At 58.2% G+C, this 16197-nt stretch carries 14 protein-coding genes; 6 read left to right on the top strand and 8 right to left on the bottom strand.

Going from position 1 to position 16197, the window contains the following annotated elements; translation table 11 throughout:
* Positions 1 to 38 precede the first annotated feature (38 nt).
* Entirely contained in the window at positions 39 to 1121 is a 1083-nt protein-coding gene (locus tag ACR0LF_RS00820; RefSeq protein ID WP_480573549.1) for a TRAP transporter substrate-binding protein, read from the bottom strand.
* 244 nt (positions 1122 to 1365) lie between these two features.
* Between ACR0LF_RS00820 and ACR0LF_RS00815 the strand changes: the two genes are divergently transcribed.
* Positions 1366 to 2799: a cache domain-containing protein gene (locus ACR0LF_RS00815; protein ID WP_480573546.1), complete on the top strand. Its 1434-nt coding sequence runs from the start codon at positions 1366 to 1368 to the stop codon at positions 2797 to 2799.
* Positions 2796 to 3443, top strand: a complete 648-nt coding sequence (locus tag ACR0LF_RS00810) for a response regulator transcription factor (protein ID WP_480573543.1) — start codon at positions 2796 to 2798, stop codon at positions 3441 to 3443. Before ACR0LF_RS00815 ends, ACR0LF_RS00810 begins: the two co-directional genes overlap by 4 nt.
* An 84-nt stretch (positions 3444 to 3527) precedes the next feature.
* Here ACR0LF_RS00810 and ACR0LF_RS00805 read toward each other — a convergent pair whose 3' ends face one another.
* Positions 3528 to 3911, bottom strand: coding sequence for a bleomycin resistance protein (locus ACR0LF_RS00805; protein WP_480573541.1), 384 nt, complete (start codon positions 3909 to 3911; stop codon positions 3528 to 3530).
* 47 nt (positions 3912 to 3958) lie between these two features.
* Complete coding sequence (locus ACR0LF_RS00800; protein ID WP_480573538.1) at positions 3959 to 4804, bottom strand: HalD/BesD family halogenase; 846 nt, start codon at positions 4802 to 4804, stop codon at positions 3959 to 3961.
* A 423-nt stretch (positions 4805 to 5227) separates the two neighbouring features.
* Here ACR0LF_RS00800 and ACR0LF_RS00795 point away from each other — a divergent pair, with 423 nt between their 5' ends.
* From ACR0LF_RS00795 to ACR0LF_RS00785, 3 genes are all read left to right on the top strand, one after another.
* A complete protein-coding gene (locus ACR0LF_RS00795) occupies positions 5228 to 6979 on the top strand; it encodes an acetolactate synthase 3 large subunit (RefSeq protein WP_480573535.1) in 1752 nt (583 codons plus the stop codon).
* 69 nt (positions 6980 to 7048) lie between these two features.
* On the top strand, positions 7049 to 7609 hold the full coding sequence (ilvN, locus tag ACR0LF_RS00790; RefSeq protein ID WP_480573532.1) for an acetolactate synthase small subunit: 561 nt from the start codon (positions 7049 to 7051) through the stop codon (positions 7607 to 7609).
* Positions 7610 to 7922: 313 nt separating this feature from the next.
* The gene (locus tag ACR0LF_RS00785) at positions 7923 to 8642 is read left to right on the top strand and encodes a helix-turn-helix domain-containing protein (protein WP_480573529.1); all 720 of its coding nucleotides are present in this window, start codon (positions 7923 to 7925) and stop codon (positions 8640 to 8642) included.
* Positions 8643 to 8649: 7 nt separating this feature from the next.
* Here ACR0LF_RS00785 and ACR0LF_RS00780 read toward each other — a convergent pair whose 3' ends face one another.
* From ACR0LF_RS00780 to prfB, 4 genes are all read right to left on the bottom strand, one after another.
* On the bottom strand, positions 8650 to 9435 hold the full coding sequence (locus ACR0LF_RS00780; RefSeq protein ID WP_480573526.1) for a DUF2189 domain-containing protein: 786 nt from the start codon (positions 9433 to 9435) through the stop codon (positions 8650 to 8652).
* 25 nt (positions 9436 to 9460) lie between these two features.
* On the bottom strand, positions 9461 to 10861 hold the full coding sequence (locus ACR0LF_RS00775) for an amidase (RefSeq protein ID WP_480573522.1): 1401 nt from the start codon (positions 10859 to 10861) through the stop codon (positions 9461 to 9463).
* 103 nt (positions 10862 to 10964) lie between these two features.
* Complete coding sequence (locus ACR0LF_RS00770) at positions 10965 to 11669, bottom strand: M50 family metallopeptidase (protein ID WP_480573519.1); 705 nt, start codon at positions 11667 to 11669, stop codon at positions 10965 to 10967.
* A 1-nt stretch (position 11670) separates the two neighbouring features.
* On the bottom strand, positions 11671 to 12798 hold the full coding sequence (prfB, locus tag ACR0LF_RS00765; RefSeq protein ID WP_480573516.1) for a peptide chain release factor 2: 1128 nt from the start codon (positions 12796 to 12798) through the stop codon (positions 11671 to 11673).
* A gap of 77 nt (positions 12799 to 12875) precedes the next feature.
* Here prfB and ACR0LF_RS00760 point away from each other — a divergent pair, with 77 nt between their 5' ends.
* Positions 12876 to 13706 (top strand): aminoglycoside phosphotransferase family protein, encoded by an 831-nt coding sequence (locus ACR0LF_RS00760; protein ID WP_480573514.1) that lies wholly within the window; start codon positions 12876 to 12878, stop codon positions 13704 to 13706.
* Here ACR0LF_RS00760 and ACR0LF_RS00755 read toward each other — a convergent pair.
* Entirely contained in the window at positions 13700 to 16189 is a 2490-nt protein-coding gene (locus ACR0LF_RS00755; RefSeq protein ID WP_480573511.1) for a penicillin-binding protein 1A, read from the bottom strand. The two genes, ACR0LF_RS00760 and ACR0LF_RS00755, sit on opposite strands and share 7 nt — an antisense overlap.
* Between the last annotated feature and the right edge of the window lie 8 nt (positions 16190 to 16197).

The following is a 16197-nucleotide window of genomic DNA, read 5'->3' as shown; positions in this document are numbered from 1 at the left end:
TGCAGCGGGGAAACCGGTTTGCCTTGGATCAGAAAGGCTTAGCCGCGAACACGGTCACGCTGAGTGGTGTAAGCGCCCGACGATTTGTTCAGCCAGGCCGACGAAGCAGCCATCGAAGACATGGCGCTGTCGTGGATTTTCTTGAACAGCTCATCGCTCATGTTTTCGTCCAGAACTTCCTGGCTGGCCTGACCAAAGGCATCCCAGACGCTGTCCGGGAATTCCAGAACCTTGACGCCACCGGCCTGCAGGCGCTGCAGCGCTGCACCGTTGTTGGCAAGGAACTGTGCCAGGTTCCACTGATGCGCCTCGGCGGCAGCAATCTCAATGATCTTCTGCTGTGCCGGTGTCAGCTCGTCAAACACGTCGCGGTTGGTCGCCAGGGACAGGCCCGCTGCCGGCTCGTGGAAGCCTGCAGTGTAGAAGGTCTTGGTGATTTCCTGGAAGCCCATCTTTTCATCGGCCCACGGACCGATCCATTCTGTCCCATCGATGGCTCCGGACGACAGCGCCTGATACACTTCCGAACCCGGAATGTTCTGGACCGACGCGCCCAGTTTACCCAGCGCCTGACCACCCAGGCCCGGCATACGGAACTTCAGGCCCTGGAAGTCTTCGGGGCCGTTGATTTCCTTGGAGAACCAGCCGCCCGCCTGCGCACCGGTGTTACCGGCCAGGAAGGATTTCAGGCCGAAGATTTCGCCCAGCTCATCGTGCAGCTCCATACCACCGTCATGGTAGTACCAGTTCACCTGCTCTTGCGCGGTCATGCCGAAAGGCACAGCCGTGAAGAACGCATAGCCCGGGTGCTGACCTACAAAGTAATAGTCAGCCGCGTGATACATATCGGCCTGTCCCGACGACACCGCGTCAAACACTTCGAACGCGCCGACCAGTTCGCCCGATGCCTTGATGTCAACATTCAGGCTGCCATCCGACATGGCATTGATCGTGTCGGCACAACGCTGAGCACTGTCGAAAACGCCCGCCGCGCCACGACCCCAAGAAGTCACCATGGTCAGGGTGCGCTGGCCCTGCGCATAGGCCGGTGCCGCCAGAGCGGTTGCAGCAGCAGCCGAGCCGCCCAACGCGGATTTTTTCAGAAATGAACGACGATCCATATGAGTGTTCCTCCCCTTAATAGTCATTGTCCGGCAGAACCGGACCTGTCGCATTCAGTGCGCGTCAGCCTAATCACACGGATGTGAAAGGGAATACCTACTACTGCGTAGAGAATCGATTTCTTTGCGATTTCAGACAAGAAATGGGGCAGCAAACTCCTGCAATTGCAGCGGTGTTCTTTGAGAACACTGTAAAAAGCCTAATCGTTTTGCATTTTCGCCGCCGCTTGCGTATCGATTCGTCATGCAAAGATTCCGACATCTGGTTTCGCTGACCTATGCGCAGAAGCTGTCTCTGGTCGCCGCAATCCCGCTGGTCGTGGCCGTGGCTGCTATCGCCATGCTTGTCACGTATGAGGCCCGCGCGACCGCCGAACGTGAGATCAAGGCCCTGGAACGCAGCCTGATCGAAGCCAAGAAGGAAGAGTTGCGCAACTACGTGACACAGGCCCGCAACGGGTTTGCCTATATATATGGCCGTGCCTCACCTGATGATGAGGTGGCAAAGAACCTCGTGTCGCAGATCCTGTCGGCAATGATCTACGGCCAAGATGGGTTCTTCTTTGTTTACGACTATGACGGCAACAATCTGGTCAGCCCCCGCCAGACAGAGTACATCAACCAGAACTGGGAAGGTTTGACAGACAGTGATGGCACACCCATCGTTGACGAGTTCATTCGCCTCGCCCGGCAGGGATCTGGCTGGCACAGTTTCATGTGGGAAAAACCCTCGACCGGGGAAGAGGCGCAGATGATCGCCTATGTCGTGGGCCTGCAAGACTGGCGTTGGGTTGTGGGCACCGGTGTCTTCATCGACGACATCGTCGCAACGGTCGCCAATGCCAGGGCCGAGGTCGAGGCCCGCGTTCAACGCACATTCATGTATATCGGAGCGATCGTTGTGGCGGCCGTGCTCATTGTCTTTGCATCCGGCATGTTACTGAACATCCGCGAGCGGAGACTGGCGGATGCCAAATTGAAGGAACTCACCCAGCGCGTCTTCGATGCGCAGGAAGAAGAACGCGGCCGGGTTGCCCGTGAACTGCATGACGGCATCAGCCAGATACTTGTCGGCGTGCGCTATGCCCTGGACAACGCGCGTCGGCGTCTGTCCCGCGGCGACGACGCAGGCGCACGCGACCCGTTGGAAAAAGGCATCGACCATCTTGGCTCCGCGATTACCGAAGTCCGCCGCATCAGCCGCGACCTTCGCCCCGGTGTTCTGGACGATCTGGGCCTCGGCCCCGCACTCAAGGCACTGACCGACGATTTCCGAGACCGCACCGGGATCGAGACCGAATTCACAACCGTAGTTTTTCGCAACCGATTGGATCAGGACAGCAAAATTGCCCTCTATCGCATCGCGCAAGAGGCCCTGACCAATATCGAACGCCACGCTGACGCCACGCGTGTTACAATCGACCTGCGCGGGCACAAGAAAGGCGCAACGATGCGGATCACCGACAACGGGCGTGGCTTACGGGTCGAGACCGGAACACCAAGCACCGGGATTGGCTTGCGGAACATGCAGGAACGCATCGAACAGCTTGACGGATCGCTGCGCATTCTGTCATCACGCGGACCGCACGGTGGCACAGCCATCGAAGCCAGCTTGCCACTCAGCCATCTTCTGCCGCCGCAGGAAGACGCAACTCCGAACCGAAAGGCCGGTACATGAGCGCCGAATGCACCCGAGTTCTTATCGTCGACGACCACCCGATGGTGGCCGAAGGCATTCAGTCCATTCTCGAAAGTTATGACGATATCGAGGTCGTTGGCACGCTCGGCAGTGGTCAGGCTGCGGTAGACAATGGTGTCAGCCTCGCCCCCGATGTGATCCTGATGGATCTGAACATGCCAGGTCTCGGCGGTCTGAGTGCTACGGAAATCATCCTGGAACGCCTGCCGGAAACGCGTATCCTGATCCTGTCGATGCATGACAGCCCCGAGTATATTTCGACGGCTCTCAGCCATGGGGCTAAAGGCTATGTGCTCAAGGATGTTCCCACAGAAGAGATCAAACAGGCCATCGATGCCGTCATGCGGGGCGAGCAATACCTGTGTACCGGTGCCAGTGGGTCGCTGAAACCCAAAGGGGATGATACGCGTGAGGCGCTGACAGGACGGGAACAGACAATCCTGCTGGAACTGGCGCAAGGAAAATCCAACAAAGAGGTCGCCCTGACCCTGGATATCTCTGTGCGCACGGTCGAAACCCATCGCAAGAATATCAAGCGCAAACTGGGCATTTCCTCGACTGCTGGGCTTACCCGCTACGCGTTGGAACATGGTGTGCTACAAGGGACCGGCGTCGGCTTCTGATTTACGCGCAACCGCAGCGCGCAGCGCTGCCTGGCCCAACCAGAGAAGACGCGCCTTGGGCGCGTCGACGATGGGCGAGAGCGCTTACGCCCTGGAACTGATATCCTGACCAAAGAACACCAGCGTCCCGTCTTCATCCAACACATGAAACTCGCGTTGCATATAGGGCTGATCAAACGGCGGCCGCACACGCCCCTCGGGCAAATCTGCCAAACCGTCACGCAGGCTGTCATACAGCGCATCGATATCGTTTACATCTATGTAGAACGACTGATCATCCCCCAACGGCTTCCCATCGTCACGCGGCGGGCACTCCAAAAGACGGATGGCCACGGGCCCAAGCGACAGAAAAGCATAGTTGTCTTGCGTGAAACCGCAGGTGAACCCAAGTCGGTCGCAGTAAAAGTCGATCTGGTTTTGTAAAGACGAACACAAAACAAATGGGGTAAGTTGCAAAATCTCAGGCATCTGAATCTCCCAGCAAGAAACAACTGCAGTCTACCCACGTTGGGTTTTCAATCCAGCAACTGATCCTTCCGCAAATCTGCACGCTCATAATGATGCGGTAACACACGCCCATAGAGTTGTTGTGTTCGTTCGACCCCGCCACACATGCCTTCGGCCTCGACGAAGGAAAAGATCCCCACATAGCGGCGGCGTGTGCCTTTGACCGGAGCTACCCGGTGCAAAGAGTAGCGGCCTTTGAAAATCTGCAGATCCCCGGGCTGTAACTCCAGTTGATGAACGTGCGTCATGTCACCGTCCAGAACCGAGGCGACCTGGCCGAAATTCTCATCCTCTGCACTGCGCAAATTGGGGGCGTATTCAAAAGCGCCGCCCTCCTCGCCATTCTGGATGGCCAGCGTCACCGTGTAGTTGTTGGTGTCGAAATGCCAGGGAAAGCCCTGCCCTTCTTCCACAACATTGATGATTACGTCAGCCAAAGGATCGTCATAGCGAAAGAAGCGGTCTTCGGGTTCGTCCAGCGCATCGCGAACAAAGGGAAGGAAACTGTCAAATTCATAAATGCGTCGCAGCGGCCCAGAAGCAGAAAAGTTGTCAGCCGGGACAAAGGCATTTGAGCGGTCGTAAAATCGTCGGATCGGATGGGCGATCCCGAACCGGGGGTCGTCCTTGGTGAAATAGGCGTTGGTGCGATTGAAAGACCGATGCGCTTTTGGTGCGACCTTGTCAGCCTCCTCGACCAAAAGCTCGAGCCCTTGCGGGTGCACAAATCCGGGCAGAACAGCACATCCATCCTGGTCCAACTCGCGCCTCAAATCCCTGATCATTCGGTCATATGCCGCCGAATCCGGGCGATCGATCGGATACCGGCCAAGATTCACCAGATCCTGCAACATGCTCTGCCTCCGTCGTTTGCGCTCACGAAAAGCAGCGTGGCGCAGAAAAAACCGATGATCATGCCAGTTTCGGACATCGGCCTGACGCTTTCAGACCACCAAATCGACCGGCAATCCGGCGGGATTCAGCCCATTTTTTCCGGAAGTTCCCCGCATGCGGCAATCTGCGCAATAAAATGTCGGAAAATACCGCCCTGGGGATAGAAAATTGGTGCAATTGACTGTTGACGCCCCTTCCCCCCGACAATAATGTCCCTGCACGCAAAGAAGGAGCCTCTGGCGATGAAAACGCTAGTCGTAATCGTAGGAACCACGCGCATGGGCCGGTAACGGTAAACCATAATCGAACCCATGCGCCTCCGAAAAAATCGGGGGCTTTTTTTTGTCAAACGCAAGACACATGTCGCGAACGGAGCAAAGCAGATGACACGTGAGATGACCGGCGCAAAGATGGTGGTTCAGGCCCTCAAGGATCAGGGCGTGGACACGGTATTCGGGTACCCCGGAGGCGCCGTCCTACCGATCTATGATGAGATCTTTCTGCAAAACGACATTCGCCACATTCTGGTGCGTCACGAACAGGGTGCGATCCACGCCGCCGAAGGCTATGCGCGGTCAACCGGCAAACCGGGTGTCGCACTGGTAACCTCTGGCCCGGGTGCAACCAACGCCGTGACCGGCCTGACCGATGCGCTGCTGGATTCGATCCCTTTGGTCGTTCTGACCGGACAGGTTCCGACTTTCATGATCGGCTCGGACGCGTTTCAAGAGGCTGACACCGTCGGCATCACCCGCCCCTGCACCAAGCACAACTGGCTGGTGAAGGACACGGATTCGCTGGCCGAAACCATGCACGAGGCGTTCCATGTCGCCACGTCGGGCCGCCCCGGCCCGGTTCTGATCGACATTCCTAAGGACGTGCAGTTCGCCTCGGGCGAATATACCAGCCCGAAACCTTCGACCTCGCATTACCAGCCGGTTCTGAAAGGCGATCTGGAAGAGATCACAGAACTGGTTGCCGCCATGGAAACCGCCAAGAAGCCGGTTTTCTATACGGGCGGTGGGGTCATCAACTCGGGTCCTGCGGCCAGCCAGCTGCTGCGTGAATTGGTGGATGCCACCGGTTTCCCGATCACCTCGACCCTGATGGGTCTGGGCGCCTATCCTGCCTCGGGCGAAAACTGGCTGGGAATGCTGGGGATGCACGGCCTCTATGAGGCCAACCTGGCGATGCATGATTGCGATCTGATGATCAATGTTGGCGCGCGCTTTGACGACCGGATCACCGGGCGCATCGATGCGTTCTCGCCCAACTCGAAAAAAGCGCATATCGACATCGATCCCTCCTCGATCAACAAGGTGATCCGTGTGGACATCCCGATTGTTGGCGACGTGGCCCATGTGCTGGAAGACATCCTGAAAGTGTGGAAATCGCGCGGACGCAAAACCGATGCGGCCTCGGTCAAGCAGTGGCAGAACCAGATCAGCGAATGGCGCAAGATCAACTGCCTTGCTTTCACCAACAGCGAGAAGTCGATCAAACCGCAATATGCGCTGCAACGTCTTGAAGAGCTGACCAAAAAGCACGACCGCTATATCACCACCGAGGTCGGCCAGCACCAGATGTGGGCCGCCCAGTACCTTGGGTTCGAAGACCCCAACCGTTGGATGACCTCGGGCGGTCTGGGCACGATGGGCTACGGCTTCCCTGCTTCTATCGGTGTGCAGATGGCGCATCCCGATGCGCTGGTCATCAACGTCGCCGGTGAGGCGTCGTGGCTGATGAACATGCAAGAGATGGGCACCGCCGTTCAGTACCGTCTGCCGGTAAAGCAGTTCATCCTGAACAATGAACGTCTGGGCATGGTGCGCCAGTGGCAGGAGCTGCTGCATGGCGAGCGCTATTCGCATTCCTGGTCCGAGGCCCTGCCCGATTTCGTCAAACTGGCTGAGGCGTTTGGTGCCAAGGGCATCCTGTGTTCCGACCCGGCCGATCTGGATGATGCGATCATGGAAATGATCAACTATGACGGTCCGGTGATCTTCGACTGTCTGGTCGAAAAGCACGAGAACTGCTTCCCGATGATCCCGTCGGGCAAGGCGCATAACGAGATGCTGCTGGGCGAGGCCGAAACGCAAGGCGTGATCGATTCCAAGGGATCGGTTCTGGTTTAACAATATTCGACGGATCTGGTTGGGCGCTTTGCTGCGCCCGACATCTCAAGGATGATGAAAGGGACATAAATGTCTGCCCTACATATCAAAAAAGGCGCTACCCGCCATTCCGCCTATAACCTACGCCCTACGTTCTCGGACGTGCAGGAGCAGCACACGATTGCCGTTCTGGTCGAGAATGAACCGGGCGTTTTGGCCCGTGTGATCGGTCTGTTCTCGGGCCGTGGCTATAACATCGAAAGCCTGACCGTGGCCGAGGTCGATCATACCGGGCACCTCAGCCGCATCACCATCGTCACCACCGGGACCCCTCAGGTGATCGAGCAGATCAAGGCGCAGCTGGGCCGGATCGTGACCGTCCATGACGTGCATGACCTGACAGTCGAGGGCCCCTCGGTCGAACGTGAACTGGCCATTATCAAGGTCGTGGGGGAAGGCGACAAACGGGTCGAGGCGCTGCGTCTGGCCGATATCTTCCGCGCCAACGTGGTCGACAGCACGCTCAACTCCTTCATCTTCGAGATCACCGGTGCGCCCGACAAAATCGACGCCTTCGCTGACCTGATGCGCCCGCTGGGCCTGATGGAAATCGCACGTACCGGCGTGGCAGCCCTGCTGCGCGGCGACTGAACGGTCTATCCCGCCCTCGGGCCTACTTGCACCAAGGGCGGGATCACTTTTGAGGTTGATGAGATACGGTGAATTCAACCCCAATGACCCCTATGCGCTAAAATTGCCATAGGGTCAGCTTTTCCAGATAAAGATCAGGCATTTTCAGATAAAGCCTATTGCCTTTACGCTTTAGCGCGTTAGCCTTGTGCTCGCAACGCGACGTGGGGATACGTTGCTTGGGGTCATTCTGTACGATTATTCAATGCGCACTGGGCGTTGGCGCCAGTGCACTGATGGTTTCATCCGGAAACGAAGCAAGGCGTGGGCACCCATGACCGACGACATTCGCAGCCCCGCTGAACTTCGCGCCATGTTCGGTGCGAACCTTCGGCAATTATCGCAGCGATACCGCTCGATCTCAGCCTTGTGTCGTAAGCTTGGTGTAAACCGCACTCAGTTCAACCGATATCTTTCGGGGGAAAGCGTTCCCAGACCGGATGTTCTGGATCGTATTTGCCGGTTCTTCGATGTGGATGCGCGCATTCTTCTGAAACCGTTGGACGAGATCGAAAGGATCGAAGACCACCCCGCAACCCCGGCCCTGACAGAGTTTCTGGGGTCGGGTGCGGATGCAATCGAAAAGTCCCCGTTTTCGCCCGGTTTCTACGCCGTGATCGAAAGCCTTTCGGCGGAACATCGCATGACGCTTCTACACGCCCGGCCGCTGGCCCAATGCACGTTGATACGCGGATATGTGTCACGCGCGGCAATGCCCGAGGCAACGCCTCAAGCGCGGGAAATTCAGGGAATTGCAGCCTCAAGCGGTGATACAATCTACATGCTGACTTCGCAGCGCGAAGGTCAGAACAGCAGGGTTTATCTGATCTCTCCTGACCCGACCGGTACGGCAGTTCAGTGGCGCGGGTCGGTCATCAGCCCCGCAAATTCGACCAAGCCCGAACCCGTTGTTCTGAAATATCTGGGTCACGACTCGACAGCTATTTTTGCTGCGGCGCGTCTGTCCACCAACAATGTGGCGCAGCACACCTAATCGGTTCTCAGGCCGCGGCTTCCCCGCCATCGTTCTGCGTTATTTGCCTGTACAGATGCCAACTGGCATGCCCCAACAGCGGCAAGACGACCAGCAACCCAAGAAACCACGGCACCATGGCAAGGAATGTCAAAACCGCTATGAACGCGCCCCAGGCCAGCATGACCGGGAAGTTGTTCGACACGTAGGAAAAACTGGCAATCATCGCCGTGACGAAATCCAGTTCCCGATCCAGCAGCAAGGGAATCGACAGAACCGTGATCATGTACAGAATGGTTGCAAAGGCCGCCCCGACGGCCGTGCCAACCGCCAGCATTGTCAGGCCGTTCAATGTCAGAAACACCTCAAGCGACGTCGACACATTGGTCATGGTTGCCAGCCCCATGAATAGGGCAAAGATCATGTGGCCCAGAAAAAACCAGAACAGAAACACCACTACGATGATCGCACAGATCGAAGGCAACTGCCTGCGGCTTTGTTGCAGCACAACCCCGAAGATCGCGCCCAAGTCCAGTGACTGACCTTGCTCCAGCCGGTGCGATACCTCGTAGAGGCCGACGGCGGCAAACGGGCCGATCAGCGGAAAGCCGATGGCCGCCAACACCAACCAGAAGGTTGTTCCGGTCTGAACGGTCACCCAGGCCATCGCCCAACCGGCCAGCACGTACACCCCGGCAAAGATCAGGCCGAATGCCGGTGCGCGGCGAAAGTCGGCCCAGGCCCGCCGCAATGCAGTGCGCAGCATTGCCGTATCGACCGGTCGCATGTCCGGAACGCCAAAGGGCTTTTCCATGTTGTCTCCTCCTCCGTGACCGGCGTTATGACATCGCTGGCCTCTTGATTGGCCAGTTGGTTTCGGCGTGGTAAGCCGCCCCAACCGACAGTAGTTTCTGATCCGCGCCTCGTGGTCCGAACAGTTGGAAACCCATCGGCAGGCCCTGAGACCCAAAACCCGCCGGCGCGGCCAGACAGGGCAAGCCGATCAGACTGACCGGCACCGTGACGTGCATCCACCGGTGGTATGTGTCCATGGTCCGGCCCGCGATGCTGGTCGGGTACGGCACTTCAACCCCAATGGGCCAAGCCTGAGCTGATGGCAGGACCAGCGCATCAAACTGAGTGAACAGGTCCGCCGCGCGGCGGAACCAGTCTGATCGAATGACGCTGGCGTGCTGCACCTCCATCGCGGACAACGCCAGCCCCCGATCCAGTTCCCATTGGGCCGTGTCTTTCAAATGCTCCCTTTGTGACGCCAGTGGTTCAAGCCCCGCCGCCACGCTGAACGACCGTAAGGTGATCCAGCTGGTCCATAGCTGTTCGGCGTCGAAAGGCGGTGCGACAGCCTCAACCCGCGCGCCGAGTGTTTCAAACACGTGCATCGCATCTATGCATAGTTCAAGAATACCGGGTTCGGTCGGAAAGGCCCCTTCCCAATCGCCAAGCCAGCCAATTCGCAACCCATTCAGGTCTGCTGCGGTCACCGGCGACACTGGCGCGCTTTCGATGGCCAAAGGCAGGCGTGGGTCCGGCCCCGAGATCACATCAAGCAGAGCGCCCAGATCCTCAGGGCTGCGCGCCATTGGGCCTAGCGTTGACAACTGATGCAGAAAGCTGTCGCCAATGGGGTCAGAGGGCACCCTGCCCCAGCTTGGGCGAAAGCCGTATACGTTGTTCCATGCCGCCGGGTTGCGCAGGCTGCCCATCATGTCCGACCCATCGGCCAAGGCCACCATGCCCGTTGCCAAAGCGACCGCCGCCCCGCCGGACGACCCGCCGCAGGTGTAGTTTGCGCCATACGGATTGAGCGTTGTGCCATAGACCGGGTTGAACGTGTGCGAGCCCAACCCGAATTCAGGCGTGTTTGTCTTGCCGATCAGGATAGCGCCTGCTGCCCGCATCCGGGCTGCTATCAGGTCGTCGCTGTCCGGCACACAGCCTTGAAACACAGGTGATCCTTGCGACGAAACAACTCCGGCCACATTCACGAGATCCTTGACCGCTATCGGCAGGCCGTGCAGCGGGCCAGTGACCGGGCGGTTATCGCAGGCCTGCGCCTCGTCCATCAGATCGTCCGCGTCCCGAATTGCAACGATGGCGTTCACCTCGCCATTCACTGCGGCAATGCGATCAAGCGTGGCGCGCATCACCTCTGCGGCCGAAACCTGCCGGTTGGTCAGTTGTTTCAGAAGATCCGTGGCCGATATCCGGGTCAGGTCCATAACACGCCGTTCTACTGTTGTTTCCGGCAGCCTAGCGGGCGGTTCAGATCATTTAAACCCACTGTTTGAATGTATCTTTTCGTGGACGCACCTAAAGACAGCGTCAGCGACTTGTTTTGCGAAAATGCAAGTTACTGTCCGTCCCAAGCCAATATCGCAGACAAAGTACAATCGCGATGAAACTCAGCACCAGCCACATCCCACCCCATAACATGGTGGTGCCGCCGAACTCCTCGGCCAGCATGAAAGCGTCCGAACGCACTCCGGACCGTCGGATCGTGTCATCGAAGATGTCGAAAGGCACATAGATCATGCTGGTCAGCCCGATCACGCGCAGCACCAGATCGCTCACGTCAGGGCGAAGATACCATGCGGTGGCAATCATCGCCGCCCCGGTTCCTATGCAGAATACAAGGGCAAACAGGTCGCGGATATACAACACGGCAACCAGACACATGACGCCGCCGAAAACCGCCAGAACAGCGCGGTCGGCCTTTGTCCGCAAGGCAAGGATCAGCAGAACCATGCCCAGCACAAGCGAACCAAGGTATCCGGCAGACAGGCTGAGAAACCGGTTGCCACCCCGGCCGACAACCATTCCACCTTGTTGCGGCGAGATCGTGAAGCCTTCGACAGAGCCGCCGGTCAAAAGGATCGTAACTGCGTGAGACAACTCATGCAGAAAGACAACCAGAATTTTCAGAGGAACCACAACAGGGGTGTTCCAGAGCAAAAAGACAAGGCTTGTGATCAGGATAAGCTGCCAGTGCCCTTTCAGCAGGTCCAGATAAGAACTCTGGCGCTGCACCTTAGCTGTCGCCCTGCGCCTCGGACCGGCTTTTACCCGCTACGTTCAGTGCCAGCGTCGCCGCCATGAACCCGTCCAGATCGCCATCCAGAACACCTTTGGTGTCAGAGGTTTCATGATTGGTGCGCAGGTCTTTTACCATCTGGTACGGCTGCAAAACGTAGGACCGGATCTGGTTGCCCCAACCGGCATCCCCCTTGGCCTCATGCGCGGCGTTGATGTCCGCGTTCCGGCGATCCAGTTCCTGTTGGTACAAACGCGATTTCAGCGCTTTCATCGCAATATCGCGGTTCTGGTGCTGCGACTTCTCGGACGAGGTCACAACAATCCCGGTCGGGATGTGCGTGATCCTAACCGCCGAGTCGGTGGTGTTCACGTGCTGACCACCCGCGCCGGATGACCGGTACGTGTCGATACGGATATCGGCCGGGTTTACCTCGATCTCGATATTGTCATCCACCACCGGATAAACCCAGACCGAACTGAACGAGGTATGCCGCTTGGCCGCCGAGTCATAAGGCGAAATCCGCACCAGCCGGTGCACGCCGCTTTCGGACTTCAGCCAGCCATAGGCGTTATGACCGGAGATTTTGTAAGCAGCAGATTTGATCCCTGCTTCTTCGCCCGCGGTCTCGGATTGCAGTTCGACCGTATAACCCTTTTTCTCGGCCCAGCGGACATACATCCGCGCCAGCATCGAGGCCCAGTCGCAGCTTTCGGTGCCGCCTGCGCCCGAGTTGATCTCGAGGAACGTGTCATTGCTGTCGGCCTCGCCGTCCAGCAGCGCCTCAAGCTCTTTTTTGGCGGCCTTGGCCTGTAGCTTCTTGATGGCGGCTTCGGCGTCCTGGACGACCTCTTCGTCCTCTTCCATCTCACCCAGTTCGATCAGTTCGATATTGTCGCTGAGGTCGGTTTTGATGGTCTCATACGTCTCGATCGCGTCGACCAGCATCTGCCGCTCGCGCATCAGTTTCTGCGCATTCTCGGGGTTATCCCACAGGTTCGGATCTTCGACGCGCGCATTGAATTCCTCAAGGCGATGCGGCGCGGTTTCATAGTCCATACGCTGCGCCAGCAGCTCCAGCGACTTTTCGATTTCCGCCACGATGTTCTGGGTTTCGGCGCGCATGGTCTTGTCCCAACTTGCTCAATCAGGCCTGCGTGATAGCAAGAGGCGCGAGACACCACAAGACAGGCCGGACGGGAATGCAAAACACATGCGACGAGTTTCTGGACAGGTGGGACCTGCAACAGCCAGAGCTGGTTGCCAAGACCGGTCAGGCGCAAGTGTGGAAAGTACAGTCGAAACACGGGCCCGCCGCCCTTAAACTCTATCGCAGGCTGGATCGCGGCAATGAAGCTGCCGGTACCGCACTGTTGAACGTGTGGCGAGATCGGAGTGCGGTTCGGGTTTTCAACGAGGAACGGAACGCTGTTCTGATGGAATGGCTGGAAGGTCCGTCTTTGGGAGACATCGCGCGAGCAGGACGCCCGGAAGACGCTGTTGCAATCCTTGCCGAAACGGCAGCGCGCCTGCATGAGAAGACCACCGCCCCAACCAAAGGTTTGAAACCCCTGGATCAGGTTTTCGCCCCGTTGTTTGACTGCACCTTTGCGCCAACATGTCCGGCCTTTCTGCGCAATGACATGCAGTCCGCCATAGGTATGGGTAAGCACCTGTTGAACAGCCAACCCACACCCGCGTCTCTTCACGGGGATCTTCACCCGGACAACATTATTCTTACCAATACTGGCCCGCGGGCTTTTGATGCAAAAGGGTATGTCGGAGATCCGGCCTTTGAGCTGGCAAATGCACTGCGGCATCCGAAAGGCATGCCTGATTTGGTGCGCGATCCTCGGCAGATCGAAACCTGCCTGTCGCTCTACGCGAAAGCCCTGAATGTGCCGAAGACGCGGCTGGCAGAATGGGCCGCCGCAAAATGCGGCTTGTCCATCTATTGGCGATCCGACGGGGCCATCGAAAACGACCCGGAAGCGGACCTGTTAAGCCTGCTTCTAAACGTAGCCGATCAGTAAAGGCCGCCGGTACTCAGGTCGCCTTGGGTGGCTTTTGGCCCGACTGTAACAGTTTGACCGGTCGAGGTTTGTACCTGCACGCCTGCACGCTGTACTTCCTCGAACAAGGGCAGATCCGATCCAATGGCAAAGCCACCGTCATAAACGCGGTCGATAAACCCATCGACACCGTCGCGGAAGAATTCAGCCACAACATATTCACCGCTGGCGTCGTCCGGCAGGCGGGCACCACTGAAACGGTCGATCTTGATGAAATGACCACCTTCCGGCACTTCGAAGGGGCCGCCACCGTATTTCTCAACGGCTTTTTCCATGAAGCTCTGGAACACCGGACCGCACATGGTGCCGCCATAAGCGCCCCGACCCATCGGGCGTGGGCGGTCATAGCCGATATAGCAGCCTGCCACGATGTTCGAGGTAAACCCAATGAACCACGCATCCTTGGATTCGTTAGTGGTTCCGGTCTTGCCCGCTGTCGGCACTGGCAGGTTCACAACGCGCGAGGCGGTACCGCGATCCACAACGCCTTTCATCATCGAGGTCAATTGATAGGCGGTGATCGCATCCATGACCTGCGCGCGGTCAGTCACGAGGGTTGGGGATTCGTCGGGCTCCAGCCATGTGGAGTTGCAGTCCAGACACTGACGGTCATCATGGCGATAGATGGTCTTGCCGAACCGGTCCTGAATGCGGTCGACCAGAGTGGGTTCAACCCGCTGGCCACCATTGGCGAACATCGCATAGGCGGCAACCATTTTGTAAAGCGTCGTCTCTTCGGAGCCCAGCGAGTTCGCAAGAAACGCGCCCATGCGGTCATAGACGCCAAAGCGTTCCGCATAGCCCGCAACCACAGGCATCGTGACCTCTTGCGCGAGGCGGATGGTCATCAGGTTCCGCGACTGCTCGATCCCGGTGCGTAGCGGCGTGGGCCCATAGAATTTGTTAGTTGAGTTCTTTGGTCGCCACAGGCCCTGCGGCGTGTTCACCTCAATCGGGGCGTCCACAACGATGGTCGCGGGGCTGTATCCGCTGTCCAGCGCGGCGGCATAGACGAAGGGCTTGAAAGATGATCCCGGCTGACGCTGCGCCTGGGTGGCGCGGTTGAACACTGTATCCTGATACGAGAACCCGCCCTGCATCGCGAGAACGCGGCCCGAGTTCACATCCATCGCGACAAAGCCGCCCTGCACTTCGGGCACCTGACGAGCAGACCATTGCCCCTCTTCGCCGGCCATCACAAGGATCACGTCGCCGCGTTTGAAGTTCGCGGCAAAGTCACCCTGCATCCATTTGATGTCAGAACGCGGAATGACGCCGTCTGCGGGGCCATTTTCGATCCCGACGGTCAGCTGCTGATCAGCGACACCCAAAACCACCGCAGGATACCACCGGGTTGGCAGGGCGACGTCGCGCGGGATCTCCATGATCGACAGCGCCTCGCGCCATTGCGCCTCATCCGCCAGCGTTTCTTCCGGGATCACTTCGCCCGTGCCGCGCCATCTGCCGCGCGAACGGTCGTATTTCTGCAAAGCCTCACGCAGCGCGCGGGCGGCTTCGACCTGCATTTCCTCGTCAACCGAAGCGCGGACGGTGAAACCGCCGGTAAAGAACTCACCCTCGCCGAAATCCTCGCTCAGCTGGCGGCGGATTTCATCGGTGAAATAGTCGCGCGGCGGCAAAGCGGTGCGGAAGCTTTCGAAATCGCCATTCTGGACCGAACGCAGCGGCATCTCGACCTCAGTTTCATAGGTCGCCTGATCGATATAGCCGTTCTGGTTCATCTCGCGCAGAACATAATTGCGGCGGTTCAGCAGACGTTCTTTTTGACGAACCGGGTGATAATCCGAAGGCGCCTTGGGCATCGCGGCCAGCATCGCCGCCTCATGCGGTGCCAGTTCCTGCAACGTCTTGTTGAAATAGGTCTGTGCGGCGGCGGTCACACCATAGGAGTTCTGCCCCAGAAAGATCTCGTTCATATAGAGTTCGAGGATCTGTTCCTTGTCCAAAGTATCCTCAAGCCGGGTGGCGAGGATGATCTCCTTGATCTTGCGCTCGGCCCGTCGGTCGCCCGACAGCAGGAAGTTCTTCATCACCTGCTGGGTGATGGTCGATGCCCCGCGCACGGTTTCGCCTTTGGTCCGAACAGCCTCAACCCCTGCCGCGATAATGCCGCGCGGGTCGTAGCCCTGGTGGGTATAGAAATTCTTGTCTTCCGCCGAGATGAAGGCCTGCTTCACCAGATCGGGGATTTCCTCGGACGGGGTGAAAAGGCGGCGTTCTTGTGCAAACTCGTCGATCAGTTGACCTTCGCCGGAGTAAATCCGACTGATTGTCGGGGGCTTGTACTGAGCAAGGGATTCGTGGCTGGGCAGGTCACGACCATACATCCAGAACACCGCACCGATCACCAGTGCGACCATGAAAATACCCAAGGTGACGATACTGAAGATCGCCCCGAAAAACGAAAGAATGAACCGGATCACGTTACTGC

This window comes from Ruegeria sp. E8 (assembly GCF_056533985.1).
Note: the sequence above shows the minus strand (reverse complement) of the source record. Positions and strands in the feature narration are given on the sequence as shown.